Source organism: Rheinheimera pacifica, from assembly GCF_900108485.1.
Classification (GTDB): domain Bacteria; phylum Pseudomonadota; class Gammaproteobacteria; order Enterobacterales; family Alteromonadaceae; genus Alishewanella; species Alishewanella pacifica.
Genome location: NZ_FNXF01000013.1, coordinates 1 through 13,442, shown reverse-complemented (window position 1 = coordinate 13,442; position 13,442 = coordinate 1). Strand labels below are relative to the sequence as shown.

9 protein-coding genes and 1 pseudogene are annotated in these 13,442 nt (G+C 51.4%); 3 read left to right on the top strand and 7 right to left on the bottom strand.

The genetic code is table 11. The features are described 5' to 3' along the window. Positions 1 to 3 precede the first annotated feature (3 nt). Together BLW68_RS15075 and BLW68_RS15070 are read right to left on the bottom strand one after the other, a co-directional pair. Entirely contained in the window at positions 4 to 603 is a 600-nt protein-coding gene (locus tag BLW68_RS15075) for a redoxin domain-containing protein (protein ID WP_092795160.1), read from the bottom strand. 37 nt (positions 604 to 640) lie between these two features. Further along, positions 641 to 2,719 carry a protein-disulfide reductase DsbD family protein gene (locus BLW68_RS15070; RefSeq protein WP_092795158.1) on the bottom strand — a complete coding sequence of 693 codons (2,079 nt, stop codon included), beginning with the start codon at positions 2,717 to 2,719 and terminating at the stop codon, positions 641 to 643. 236 nt (positions 2,720 to 2,955) lie between these two features. Between BLW68_RS15070 and BLW68_RS15065 the strand changes: the two genes are divergently transcribed. From BLW68_RS15065 to msrA, 3 genes are all read left to right on the top strand, one after another. After that, complete coding sequence (locus tag BLW68_RS15065) at positions 2,956 to 5,199, top strand: TonB-dependent receptor (protein WP_092795155.1); 2,244 nt, start codon at positions 2,956 to 2,958, stop codon at positions 5,197 to 5,199. 247 nt (positions 5,200 to 5,446) lie between these two features. Continuing rightward, on the top strand, positions 5,447 to 6,529 hold the full coding sequence (gene ltaE, locus BLW68_RS15060) for a low-specificity L-threonine aldolase (RefSeq protein WP_092795153.1): 1,083 nt from the start codon (positions 5,447 to 5,449) through the stop codon (positions 6,527 to 6,529). Between the two features lie 77 nt (positions 6,530 to 6,606). Further along, the gene (gene msrA / locus BLW68_RS15055) at positions 6,607 to 7,884 is read left to right on the top strand and encodes a peptide-methionine (S)-S-oxide reductase MsrA (RefSeq protein ID WP_092795150.1); all 1,278 of its coding nucleotides are present in this window, start codon (positions 6,607 to 6,609) and stop codon (positions 7,882 to 7,884) included. 1 nt (position 7,885) lies between these two features. Here msrA and BLW68_RS15050 read toward each other — a convergent pair whose 3' ends face one another. From BLW68_RS15050 to BLW68_RS15030, 5 genes and pseudogenes are all read right to left on the bottom strand, one after another. Beyond that, positions 7,886 to 9,229 (bottom strand): mechanosensitive ion channel family protein, encoded by a 1,344-nt coding sequence (locus BLW68_RS15050; RefSeq protein ID WP_092795148.1) that lies wholly within the window; start codon positions 9,227 to 9,229, stop codon positions 7,886 to 7,888. A gap of 54 nt (positions 9,230 to 9,283) precedes the next feature. Further along, on the bottom strand, positions 9,284 to 10,171 hold the full coding sequence (locus BLW68_RS15045) for a DMT family transporter (protein WP_092795400.1): 888 nt from the start codon (positions 10,169 to 10,171) through the stop codon (positions 9,284 to 9,286). Positions 10,172 to 10,232: 61 nt separating this feature from the next. After that, positions 10,233 to 12,863: a phosphoenolpyruvate carboxylase gene (ppc, locus tag BLW68_RS15040; protein WP_092795146.1), complete on the bottom strand. Its 2,631-nt coding sequence runs from the start codon at positions 12,861 to 12,863 to the stop codon at positions 10,233 to 10,235. Between the two features lie 168 nt (positions 12,864 to 13,031). Next, positions 13,032 to 13,244 carry a TonB-dependent receptor gene (locus tag BLW68_RS21275; protein ID WP_218141387.1) on the bottom strand — a complete coding sequence of 71 codons (213 nt, stop codon included), beginning with the start codon at positions 13,242 to 13,244 and terminating at the stop codon, positions 13,032 to 13,034. 2 nt (positions 13,245 to 13,246) lie between these two features. Beyond that, positions 13,247 to 13,442, bottom strand: a pseudogene (locus BLW68_RS15030) (ISL3 family transposase); the annotation flags it as partial.

Below are 13,442 nucleotides of genomic sequence, written 5' to 3'. Positions count from 1 at the left end.
TAATTAATACTTAATGCTGCAACCATAAGGCTTGGTAACGGCCGGATCGGGCTTTCCACCGGCCAGTACAGCTTTGGCAGCGTTGGCAAAAAGTGGTGTGGCTTTGCTGATATCGTCCACTTTGGCAGACGGAATACTGTCTATCCCGCCCATATACTGCAGTACACCGGCTTTATCTATGACATACATATGCGGCGTGGTTTTGGCATCATAGGCTTTACCCACTACGCCACTTTCATCAAACACTACGGCCGTAGGTGCCGCATCGCGGCTGGCGGTAAGCTCATCTGCTTTAGCCGGGCTAACATGCCCCTGTTTGCCCGGTGCAGATGAAATAACGGTAAGCCATACCACATCCTGCCCGGTCAGATCACTCTGCAGTGCCTGCATATTGCCACTGTAATGTTTCACTACAAACGGGCAATCATGGTTCGTCCATTCCAGTACCACATTTTTGCCGGCAAAATCGCTCAGGCTGTGGCTGGCACCTTTGGTATCCACTACGGTAAAGTCAGGGGCCGGTGCACCTACTTGTGGTGCTGCACTTAAACCCAACGACAATAATGCTGCCGAAGCAGCCAGTACCAGATGACGTAATTTCATAATGTTTACTCCTTTATTATCCGGGCCTGTCAGGCCGTTAAGGTTGACTACTCAGTCGCGCTAACGTCTGCGGCAAAGTGTCAGGGGTTAAAATCTGTGGCAACACTTGTGGCGGCTGCCCCGGCCAGTACAACACATACAATGGCACACCATCACGCTGATACAACCGTAAATACTCGGTTATGGCGCTGTCACGCAGTGTCCAGTCGCCTTTTAAGTAAGTGACATCGTACAATGCCAGCGCGGCTTTGCTGCTGTCGGTATTTAGCGCCACCCGCTCGTTTACCAGGCAGGTAATACACCAGTCGGCGGTCATATTAACCAGCACCGGTTTACCATGCTCCCGCAGCTGCTTAAGCGTAGCGGCAGACCACGGCTGCCAGTGTTGTGTATCACCGTTTTGTGCCTGTGGTGCGGCTGGTTGTGGCGCCACTAAGGGTAAGGCTAATGCCAACAATACCAATAACACTGCTATACCTGCACCAACACGGCCCGCCTGAGCCAGTTGCTTACGGCCCCACAACCAGCAGGCGCCCGCCACACATACCAGACCAATTAACAGCAATGCCTGAGCATCAACCCCGGCCTGACGGCCGTATACCCACAACAGCCAGACAGCGCTTAAATACAACGGATACGCCAGCACCTGCTTTAATGTGTCCATCCAGGCGCCGGGTTTGGGTAATAGCCGGGCAAAACCCGGTACAAACGCCAGCAACAAAAACGGCAGTGCCATGCCCAACCCCAGCGCCGCAAATACTAGCAGCGCCACCGGGGCGCTTTGGGTTACCGCATAGCCCAGCGCAGAGCCCATAAAGGGCGCCGTGCACGGGCTAGCTACTATTACCGCCAGTACGCCGGTAAAAAACGAGCCTTTGCTACCTTTAGCGGCAGTAAGCGCTCCCCCGGTGTTCATCAAGCCCAGGCCAAATTGCACAACACCGGATAAACTTAACCCCAGCGCGAACAGCAAATACACCAGCAACGCTACCATGTAAGGGCTTTGTAACTGAAAACCCCAGCCTATGGCAGCCCCGGCGGCACGCAACGTAATAAGTAGCAGCGCCAGAGCAACAAAACTGAGTATTACACCAGCACTGTAGAATAATGCATCACGTTTTTGCTGTGCCTGTTGTGTGCTGTTAGCCGCAATACTCAGCGCTTTTAGCGACAATACCGGAAATACGCAGGGCATTAAGTTCAGGATCAGGCCGCCGGTTGCAGCCATCAGTAAAATTAGCCATAGTGCGGTGCTGCTTTGCTGGCCCTGGGTGACCAGAATTTCCGCCGCAGTTTTTCCATTGCCTGCCAGTTGGCCACTTTTTGTCAGTTGCACGCTGTAGGCGGTGTCTGCACTCACCAATACCAGTTCAATTTGATCATCCACGCCGGAAAAATAGGTATTTAATGGTTGTTGCAGCAGTAACTGCGCGCCTTGCTGGCTGATTTGCTGCGTAGCGGCATGATCAACCAACTCTGTTGCAGCCACAAAAAAAGCGCTTATCTCTGTAGGTTGCTGCCAGTCAATTACGGCAGAAAAAGCCCCGCCGGAGGTATCAAACTGGCCACTGATATTCAGCGGCTGCGGCAGTTGCTGCTGTGCCTGGCTAAATAAAGCGCTGTACTCTTGCGCTAAGATAGCGTCGCGGCCCACCGGTAATGTCAGGCTAAATTGTGCCTCGGCCGGAATACAGACTTCCTCACATACCAGCCAGTCGGCCTGCAACTGAATATCAATAGTGTCAGAGGCGTAATCAGCCGCAATGCTAAGATCAGACAGCAAAACCGTGCCGCCCTCAAAACCGTAATTGACCAACGGCGGTACAGCGATGGCGTGTGGTGCCGGCCATTGAATATCACCAACCGTTACACCATCGGGCAGTTGCCAGTTTAGGCTGGTCGCCAGGCCGGAGTCGCCAGGGTTTTGCCAGTAGGTATGCCAATGGTCGTCCGGCACAAAATGCAGCGCCAGGCGCACAGTTTGCCCCGGCGTTACCTGTTGATATTCACTAACCAGTTCAGCTTTCAGCTGTTTTGCCGTTTGCCAGCCTGTGGTAGCTGCATGCCCACTTATCAGCATACTGCAATAAAACAGCAAAAAAATTACCTTGCGCATAGCTCTCTCATATAACGCTCTCAAATAGTGCATCTGTGTATCGATACGAGCCTACACCGGTTTTGATCAAACCGCTGACAAAATAACCGCCAAACTACGCTAAGTTGAGTATTTTTTGCGACAAAATGCTATATTAAGCCGGTATAAACGCAACAAACGCTGTGGTCACTCCAGCAAAGTGTTCGTTACAACAAGCATACAAAACAATCGTAATCCTCAATAAAAGGTTCACCTTAATGAAGCTATTTACTAAGTCGGTGTTGTCAGCGGCCATTCAGGCCGGCCTGTTTAGTGCAGCTGTTGGTTTTTCTCCTGTGTTACTGGCACAGGAAAGTGACAAAGACCAAGGCGGCAAGCAACAGGAACTGGAAACCATTACTGTTACCGCGCAAAAGCGCAGCCAGAGTATTCAGGAAGTGCCAATCTCTATTGCCACCCTGTCCGGCGAAAAGTTTGACACCATTTTCTCTTCCGGTGATGACATTACCGCGCTGGCCATTAAGGTACCGGGCCTGTATGCCGAAACCTCTAACGGTCGTGCGGCACCACGTTTTTATATCCGTGGTTTAGGGAATACTGATTTTGACTTAGCTGCATCACAACCGGTGTCCATTATTATGGATGACGTGGTGATGGAAAACGTAATTTTAAAAAGCTTCCCGCTGTTTGATGTGCAACAGGTAGAAGTGATCCGCGGCCCGCAAGGTACCTTATTCGGCCGTAACACTACAGCTGGTATTATTAAATTTGACAGCGTAAAGCCAAGCCAGGATTTTGATGCTTATGTTAAAACCACTGCTGGCACCCTTGGCCAATTTAACCTCGAAGGTGCGGCAGGCGGCGGATTAACCGATGAATTATCCGCCCGTCTTTCATTATTATCACAGCATCGCAGCAACTGGGTAGACAACAGCTACACCGGCGAAAGCGACGTAATGGGTGGCTACAATGAACGCGCCGGCCGCTTACAGTTTTTATATGAAACAGCCGACTTCGATGCGCTGTTAAATGTACATTCCCGTAATTACGACGGCACATCGAGCCTGTTTCGCAAAAATATTCTGACTCCGGGCAGCGACAAGCTAAACGAAAATTATGATCGCGATACGGTGGCTTATGACGCTGACGGCTACAACCGCCAGAGTTACGATGCCTGGGGCGCCTCACTGAAGTTTGACTTCCGCTTTAATGGCATGACACTTACCAGCATTTCAGCACTGGAGCGCGCAGATGGTGGTGGTATTGGCGATATTGACGGCGGTAATCCCGGCCAGGCCGGTCCTGCTAACCCGGACAATGCGGTCACTGAAGATCAGTTAAAAGATTTAAAACAGTACACGCAGGAAATCCGCCTGGCCAGCGACACCTCTGGCCCGCTAAGCTGGCAAGCCGGTGGTTTTTACTTCGATTCAACCTTTGGCGTAAACAGTATTGACGGCTTTTTTGGTGCTACCGAAGTGTTCCACGGCAATACCAGTTGGGCGCTGTTTGGCCAAACCACCTATAAATTTACCGATAAATTAGATGTTACCGCCGGTATCCGTTATACCGACGATGTAAAAACTTTCTCGGTAGGCCAACAAAATGTTAACGGCTTTGCTCTGGTTATCGGTGCTGCACAAATTCAGCAGTATGATCCCATCAAGGTATCTGACGACCAAATCAGCTGGGAATTAAGCGCCAACTACCGCTTAACCGATAAAACCAGCTTATTTTCCCGCGTAGCAGAGGGCTTTCGCGCCCAGTCTATTCAGGGCCGTGATGTGGCGTTTGAAGCACCACCGTCAGTCGCTGATTCAGAAACCATTACGTCATTTGAAGTAGGCGCTAAATCAGACTTACTGGACAATACCTTGCGTCTGAACGGCGCGGTGTTCTACTACACCATTGACGATATTCAGTTATCTGCCATTGGTGGTGAAACCCAGGGCAACCAGTTGATTAACGCCGACAAAGGCGTCGGTTACGGCTTTGAAGTTGACTTCGATTACCGTGTGCTGGCCAACCTGAGCCTGGGCGGCGGTTTTAGCTACAATAAAACCGAGCTGAAAGACGACAACTTAACAGTAGCACCGTGCGGCTCTGGCCTGTGTACCGTGCTGGACCCGCTTAACGCGCAGGATTTAGCACTAATTAACGGTAACCCGTTCCCGCAGGCGCCAAAAACTATTCTGACGTTAAACGCGCGCTATGATTTCCCGGTACAGGGTGGTGAGATTTATGTGTACGGCGATTATCAGTTACAGGGTAAAACCAACCTGTTTCTGTATGAGTCAGCCGAGTTTAAATCAAACAATAACTACGAAGCCGGTTTGCGCATAGCCTATGTTAATTACGACAGTAATTACGAAGTAGGCGTGTTTGGCCGCAATATTACCGATCAGGACAACCTGAAAGGTGCTATCGATTTTAGCAACCTGACCGGTTTTGTTAACGAACCACGTACCTTTGGTGTCGATTTTAAAATCAGCTTTTATTAATCGCTGAGTTAGTACGAATCGACTTGCTCTAAGTCAACCGTTGAAGGCAGGGATGCCTGAGTCGAGCCCCCACGGAAGGGTTTACGGCGCGTTGACGTGGGCAAGCCGGTTCGTACTATTCTGTCTGGCTTGCTTCTGCTTTTAGCCACTCCTTTCCGGCGAAAAAACCTGCGCTTTAACCTGTTCTGATTGCACAAGCGGCAGCATCGTTTTACGCTGAACACCTTCTGTTACCGCGGAGCATAAAATGCCGGATTTTCGCAGCGATACCGTAACCCAACCTTCTGTTGCCATGAAAGAGCGTATGTTCAACGCGGCTTTAGGCGATGACGTATTTAACGACGACCCCACTACGCTGGAATTACAACGTTACGCTGCCGACATGCTTGGCTTTGAAGCCGCACTGTTCGCGCCCAGCGGCACCCAGACCAATCTGATTGCCATGATGAGCCATTGCCAGCGTGGTGATGAAGCTATTGTTGGCCAGCAGTGGCATACCTATAAATGGGAAGGCGGTGGCATGGCGGTATTGGGTTCTATTCAGCCGCAACCGCTGGAGCTGCAAAGCGACGGTACTTTGTTGCTAAGCGATATTGCTGCCGCAATAAAGCCCGACGATCCGCATTTTGCCCGCACCCGTTTAATTGTGATTGAAAACACCATTGGCGGTAAGGTGCTACCGCTTAGCTATATGCGCGATGTGGCGGCACTGGCAAAAGACAAAGGCCTGGCTTGCCATATAGATGGTGCCAGGTTGATGAATGCCGCTGTGGTGCTGGCACCACAACACAATACAACGCCACAGCAAATGGTTCGCTGGCTGTGCACGGGTTTTGATTCGGTATCGCTGTGTTTATCTAAAGGTTTAGGCTGCCCGGTAGGGTCGTTATTGCTGGGCTCAGCTAATTTTATCGCCCGGGCAAAACGGGTGCGCAAAATGCTCGGCGGCGGTATGCGCCAAACTGGCATTCTGGCAGCCGCCGGCCTGTATGCGCTGGAGAACAATATTAATCGTCTGGCAGACGACCATGCTAACTGCCAACGTTTAGCCGATGGCCTGGCCGTATTAGCGGCACAGTTACCGGCACTGCAAGGTCAACTTAGTGTCTTACCGGTGCAGAGCAATATTTTATTTACCGACATCAGCCTTGAACTGGCAGAGCGGCTACTGCCCTATCTGGCAGAATGTGGTATCAGGCTTACCAGCAGTAATTACCAGAGCACCAACGGTGCCATAAAACGCGTACGCTGGGTGTGCCATCTGCAAATAAGCAGTGCTGATATTGAGCAAACACTGCAGCATATTACCGATTTTGCCAAACTGAATTAACCCCAACCTGAAAGCAAATGCACCTTTTGCCTGTCTGTTACGTAAGCAGTAAAACGTAACAACAGGCAGAGGTAATTATGGCCCGCTCCACGTTATTCAAACTCTTTACAGCGTTAATGCTGCTTGGCAGCACCGCACAGGCGCAGGACAACACTATGCCGGCCACACGCCACACCGACACTATCGTGGTGGGTGCGGGCTGTTTCTGGGGGGTAGAAAAACGCTTTGAAGCTATGGATGGCGTAATAGATGCCGTATCCGGCTATGCCGATGGTAATGGCGTACAGCCCACATACCGGGCTATTACGCAAAAGCGCAACCAGCATAACCCGAACAACCATGCCGAAGTAGTGCAAATTACTTTTAACCCGGCAGTAATCAGCCTGACTACTTTGCTGCAGCGCTACTTTGAAATGCACGACCCGACCCAGCTAAACCGCCAGGGCAATGATATCGGCACCCAATACCGCTCAATTATTTTAACCAACAGCCAGGCACAAGCCGATACCGCACAACAAGTGCTGACCGCTTACCAACCGCTGCTGAGCCAGGCCGGTTACGGCGCTATTACCACGCAAATAAAGCCGCTACGCGGGTTTTTCCCGGCCGAGCAGTATCATCAGGACTATATTGCGAAAAATCCTAATGGCTATTGCCCCGATCATTCCACCGGCGTGCGTTTTGCCAACGACAATAAAAGCCAAACCGCAGCAGTGGATAACAGCGCTTTGCTCAGCGGTAAACATATACTGGTGATAGATGCTGAAAACTACTGCCCGTATTGCGAAAAATTTAAAGCCGAAGTGGCAAACAGTTATCAGGGTGATATTCCGCTGCATTTTCGCTATGCCAACGCAGTGAATGGCTTAACACTAAAAACCCCAACCTGGGCTACGCCAACCATTATTCTGCTGCAAGACGGCAAAGAAGTATTTGGCCGCCAGGGCTACTTAAGCCCGGACGAGTTTTATCTGTTACTGGGTAAATTTAAACTCGGCGACACTGAGGCTTTTGATGTTGCGTTTGATAAAGGCACCGATAGCCGCTTTTGCCAACAGTATGAAATTTTTAAAAATACCCCGGATGGTGTTTTTACCGACAAGCTAAGCGGGGCGCCTCTGTTTGACACCCGCGACCGCTTTGACTCCGGCACCGGCTGGTTATCTTTTACCAAGGCCGTTAATGGCGCGGTAATTGAAAAACCGGATAACAGCTATGGCATGCGCCGCACTGAGATCCGCGCCAAAGTATCCGGTATTCATTTAGGCCATGTGTTTAATGACGGCCCCAATGGCCGCCCACGTTACTGCATTAACGCCACAGTGCTGGACTTTGTACCGCGCAGTCAGGGTTAACCTAAGTGCTGCCAGCGCTGCTTTTTTTAGCCGCTGGTAACAAGTTTTCCTCATTCGACTGAGTTAATTCGGCATGAAATTGCTGCTCGATACTGTCATCGGTACTCACATCTACCGTTGGGTCAATATTGCCAGGTTTCTTTGGCCTGGCTGGAGCCGATGCCACAGGCTGTGCCGGAGCCTTACCGTGCCCGGAGTCAGCTTCAGCCATATGGATGCGGTAAATCGGCTCCGGCATTTCAATACCGGCATGATCAAAAGCGGCTTTAACCAGCCGGATAGCTTCGCTGCGGGCCTTTAAAAAGTCGGTTTTCTGCTGATCGATCCAGGCAAATACGCGCACGGTAACAGCACTGTCGCCCAACTCCTGTACCAGTACACGGGGCCTGGGCTCAGTTAAAATACCCGGCATAACCTGTAAGGTAGCAATAGCCAACTGCCTTACCACAAGTAAATCGAGATCGACAGACACGCCAACGTTAAATTCAAACCGGCGCAGTGGGTTACGGGAAAAATTAGTCATTGGCGAGGTAATAATCAGGCTGTTAGGAATGCGTAAGTGGTTACCATCCAATGTCATCAGCACGGTATCACGCGATGTCAGCCGTACAACTTTGCCGTTCATGTTGTTGACCTGGATCGCGTCACCAATAGCGAAAGGATTGCGGGTACTTAGCAAGACACCGGCCAGGTAGTTTTCTACAATATTGCGAAAGGCAAAGCCCAATGCAATGCCAATAACCCCGGCCACCCCCAGCATGGCACTGACCAGCGCAGTAGCATTTAGCAATTCAAGGGCGATCAGAATGCCAATACCGGTAATAATTAAGCGGACAAAACGCATACCCAGATTGATAGCCAGCTCGCTTAACCCCAAACGGCGCAGCAAGGCACCACGGTTAGCCAACCAACTCCCCCCGAGTGAAAAAACCAGCACCGCCAACACTGCCAGTAATAACAGAGGCAGCATTTGCACAGTGGTACTAAGCATTTCGCGGAATTTCTCAGCGGCAGGTTCCAGCCGGGAACGCACGGCCAGTTGTTCCTGCAACTGGTTTTGCACATACACCACACCTTCCAGCCGGTTGGCAATGGCGCCAACGTCACTTTTCAGTTGGGTATTGGCTATATCGCCGCTCAACGTCAGCACGCCGGCCTGTACACTGATCTCAATATGCTCCATACCGGCTATCGAAGTGGTAATAGCGCGCAGGCGTTCAGCAATGGCTTGATCCTGAGGGGCATTAACTACCTTAATGGCTGCCGCTTCGGTATGATCCTGTGGTATGGCAATGCCATAACCTGGCAGCCAAAACAACATAACTGCTACTAGCAGTGTTTTCATCCGCTCTCCGGTTTTGCTTTAGCTAAAAGTACTGTAACTATAGCAGCCGGCCAATTACAACTGAGCGCGGTCTGCGAATACCAGCACTGACGGCGCCGGTTTATGCCGCAGTGCCAGGGCTAAACCGGTAATAATAATCAACAACACACCGCCAAGTTGCAATGCACTTAAGCTTTCGTTAAACAGCCACCAGCCGGCAATGATCACGGTAACCGGCTCCAGATAGGCCAGGGTGGCATAAACCCGTGTTGGTAAATGCTGCAATGCTACTATGGCGCAATAAATAGCAATAAAACCGGGGAAAATACCGGCCAGCGCTATCCAGATAATATCATCAGGCCTGGGTAAGCTTATGCCGGTTAAAAAAGGCAGTACGCAACAGGCACCAATCATCAACTGATAAAAAGTGCGCTGTAATTGTGAATGCGCAGGTTGGGCGCGGCGGTTTAGCAGTAAAAAGCCGCTGTAGGCAAACAGTGACAGCAAGCCAAACATCAGCCCGGGTAACTGGGCAGCGTCTAACACCAGGTCAAATTTAAACTGCTGTAACATGGCAAAACCCAGAAACGACAGTACAATCAGGCTGCTATCGGGTAAATCGAGCCTTTCCTGCAGTAACCAGTGCGCAATAAAAGCCGACAGCGGTGGCGCCAGATAGACCAGCATAATGGCATTGGCCAGGCTGATATATTCGATAGCCGTTAAAAAACTCAGCATAAAACTGGCCAGCAGTACGCCGTTTACTGCCATACGCCAGTCGGGCTTGCCTTTTAATAAGGCAAAACGGCCGGTTAAACTAACAAACAGCAGTAAACATACACCGCCAACAGCTAAACGATAGAAGGTTAACTCGGCCGCCGCCAAGCCGCTATAGCGGGCGATAATACCGCTGCTGGCCATCGCCATTGCCGACACCAACGCTAATAGCGCATATAACCCCATACCCATTCCCGAAGCTAGAAACCGGCAGATTATGCCGGTTTTCTCAGTAACTAACGAGCCCCTAGCCCGAGTTTCGCATACCGGCGGCAATACCGGCAATGGTAACCATTAACGCCCGGCTAATCATCGGGTTTACCCGCTCGGGCTGGTGGCGCACGCGGTACAGCAGCTCGGCTTGCAGAATATGCAACGGGTCAACATAAGTATTGCGCAGCACTATTGATTCCCTAATCCAGCTTTCTTTTGCCATTAAGGTATCGCTGTGAATAAGCTTCAGCAGCAACTGGCGATCATCGGCCAGTTGGCTGCGCAGGCTTTGACCTAAATGCTTCAGTTCGTCCGGTACCAGCACTTTGTCATAATAAGCAGCTATTTCGCTGTCAGCTTTTAAAAACACCATTTCCAGCATCGACATGCGGGTAGCAAAAAACGGCCATTGTTGCTGCATCTCATCCAGCAACGCGGCTTTGTTCTGCTTCGCAGCGTTGGCTAAGGCGCCGCCGGCCCCGAGCCAGGCTGGTAACATTAAACGGTTTTGCGACCAGGCGAAAATCCACGGTATTGCCCGCAGGCTTTCTACCCCGCCGCTGGGATTACGTTTGGCCGGGCGGCTACCAAGCGGCAACTGGCCCAGCTCCTGCTCGGGCGTGGCTGCACGGAAATATGGCACAAAATCTTTATTGTGCCGCACCACGCCACGGTAAACCTCGCAGGAATCATCTGCCAGTTGCTGCATTAAATCGCGCCAGCTTTGTTTTGGCACCGGAGGGGGTAATAACATGCCTTCGAGCACGGCGCTGGCATACAATGCCAGGCTGCGCTCGGCTAATTGCGGCAGGCCGAATTTAAAGCGGATCATCTCGCCCTGCTCGGTTACCCGCAAGCCACCAGCTAACGAACCTGGCGGTTGTGACAAAATAGCGGCATGCGCAGGGCCGCCGCCACGGCCGATAGTACCGCCACGGCCATGAAACAGCGTAAGTTGTACTTTGGCTTGCTGGCAAATGGCTACCAGCGCCTCCTGGGCACTGTATTGTGCCCAGGCAGCAGCAAATACCCCGGCGTCTTTGGCTGAGTCAGAGTAGCCAATCATCACCTCCTGTTTGCCATTAATGTAACCACGGTACCAGTCGATGCTCAGCAGCTTGCGCATACAATCCGGTGCGTTTTGTAAATCGCTTAAGGTTTCAAACAATGGCGCTACCGGCATCGGGAAACTGATACCGGCTTCTTTTAACAGCAGCTGCACGGCCAGCACATCAGACGGTTTACCGGCCATGGAAATAACATAGGTGCTTAGCGCTTCGCTGCCATGGCGGGCAACAATATCGCAGGTATCCAGCACTTCCTTCACATCAGCAGACGGCTGCCAGCTTTTCGGAAACAGTGGCCGCCGGTTAGCCAGCTCGGCCAGTAAGAACGCCTGACGGGCGCCTTCATCCCAGGCTGCGTAATCACCCAGGCCCAGATGCTGGGTTAACTCACCAAACACCTGTGCATGGCGGCCGGCGTCCTGGCGGATATCCAGTTTTAATAAGGTCAGGCCAAAGGCATAAGCGCGGCGCAGGGTATCCAGCAACTTGCCATTGGCAATAACGGCCATACCGCAGTCCAGTAACGACTGATAACACAGCAGCAAGGGTTCAAGTAACTGCTGGTTATGCCAGATTAAATCGTTAGGCCGCTGTAAACGATCGTGCTTTAGTGCTTCGGTTAACCAGTCGCGGCTGTGCAATAAGCCGGTGCGCAGTTTATTCAGCACCAGCCGGTACGGCTCGCTGGCATCGCCGGCCACTTCGCGCAGCGCCGCATTGGCCTGATACATCGATAATTCACTGCTGAGTAAATCCAAATCTTTAGCGAATAAGTCTGCAGCTTTCCAGCGGCTAAGCAGCAATACCTGGCGGGTAACCTTAGCGGTAACAAAAGGGTTACCGTCACGATCGCCGCCCATCCAGGATGAGAATTTCACCGGCGCGGCATCCAGTGCCAGCCCTTTGCCGGTAGCGTCAATCAGCTTGGTATCCAGCTCACGCAAAAAGTCAGGTATCGCCTGCCACAGCGAACTTTCAATAACAGCAAAGCCCGATTTAGCTTCATCAACCGGCGTAGGCCGTTGCTCACGAATTTCATTGGTATGCCAGGCCTGGGCAATCAGTTCACTTAAACGCAGCTCTACTTTTTGTTGCTGCGCTGCACTTAGCTCTTGCTCCAGCTCGGTTAAGCAGGCGGCAATTTCGGTCAGTTTATGAATAAGGGTGCGGCGCGATACTTCGGTTGGATGCGCGGTTAATACCAGCTCAATAGACAGATTTGCTACTGCTTGTTGCACTTGAGCAGCGTCGAGTTGTTTGTCGTCCAGCAAGCTAAACAATTCCGCCAGCGGCTCGGGTTTTTCAATACTGGTATGGCCAATACGGCTGATGGTGTGGTGCTGTTCAGCCAGGTTAGCTAAATTCAGAAACTGGGCAAAGGCCCGTGCTACCGGCAATAACTCGTCGTCGGTTAAACTGCGCAGTACCTGCTTTAGCTTGTCAGCCTGTGATTCATCCCCCTGCCGCGCGGCCTTGGATAATAACCGGATCTGCTCGACCCGCTCCAGCAGTGCATCGCCCAACTGGCTACGAATAGTGTCGCCCAGCTTTGTTCCCAGCAAGCCAACATTGGCTTTTAGTGCTGCGTAATGATCCATTGTCGTTGCCTCTGTTACCACGTATTACACCACCCTAGCGCGTTATGTACTGGTACTCAACTATGATTGATTACAAAAGCGGCAACAGAATTGGTAATACCAAATAACCAAAAGTTGAAAACAAAAAACCCGCCATTACGGCGGGTTTCGTATTACACCAACAAAAACTTAGAACTTGTAAGTTACGCCACCATAGATCTGACGGCCAATAGTGTCGAACACTTCCGGCACTGTGCCACCGTCGCTGCCATTAGCAACACGTGATGGCTCTTCGTCAGTCAGGTTTTTCACACCCAGTGATACACTCAGGCCGTCAGTAATAAAGGGGTATACGGATTTAATGGTTGATGGGGCACCTTTACCCCACCAACCTGATACCATTATCAGATGGTTGATAGATCGACTCCGTAGTTGAGTTCCTCTGCGAAGTCCGGCAGTCCGTAACCGATGGTTTTCTTGTAGAAAGGAGAGACCTTCGCAGTCGGTGCCTTCTTCTTGTGCTTCGTGGTGTAGAGCATTCGTGCCCGCATCACCTCGAAGGAGTAACCGCGCCCTTCACGGTTCTTGTCCTTGGCCAGT

Excerpts from the sequence above, each read along its gene's own strand:
- BLW68_RS15050 (WP_092795148.1), bottom strand. The coding sequence starts at position 9,229 with ATGAAAACACTGCTAGTAGCAGTTATGTTGTTTTGGCTGCCAGGTTAT.
- BLW68_RS21275 (WP_218141387.1), bottom strand. The coding sequence starts at position 13,244 with ATGGTATCAGGTTGGTGGGGTAAAGGTGCCCCATCAACCATTAAATCC.
- BLW68_RS15070 (WP_092795158.1), bottom strand. The coding sequence starts at position 2,719 with ATGCGCAAGGTAATTTTTTTGCTGTTTTATTGCAGTATGCTGATAAGT.
- BLW68_RS15075 (WP_092795160.1), bottom strand. The coding sequence starts at position 603 with ATGAAATTACGTCATCTGGTACTGGCTGCTTCGGCAGCATTATTGTCG.
- ltaE (WP_092795153.1), top strand. The coding sequence starts at position 5,447 with ATGCCGGATTTTCGCAGCGATACCGTAACCCAACCTTCTGTTGCCATG.
- ppc (WP_092795146.1), bottom strand. The coding sequence starts at position 12,863 with ATGGATCATTACGCAGCACTAAAAGCCAATGTTGGCTTGCTGGGAACA.
- msrA (WP_092795150.1), top strand. The coding sequence starts at position 6,607 with ATGGCCCGCTCCACGTTATTCAAACTCTTTACAGCGTTAATGCTGCTT.
- BLW68_RS15065 (WP_092795155.1), top strand. The coding sequence starts at position 2,956 with ATGAAGCTATTTACTAAGTCGGTGTTGTCAGCGGCCATTCAGGCCGGC.
- BLW68_RS15045 (WP_092795400.1), bottom strand. The coding sequence starts at position 10,171 with ATGGGGTTATATGCGCTATTAGCGTTGGTGTCGGCAATGGCGATGGCC.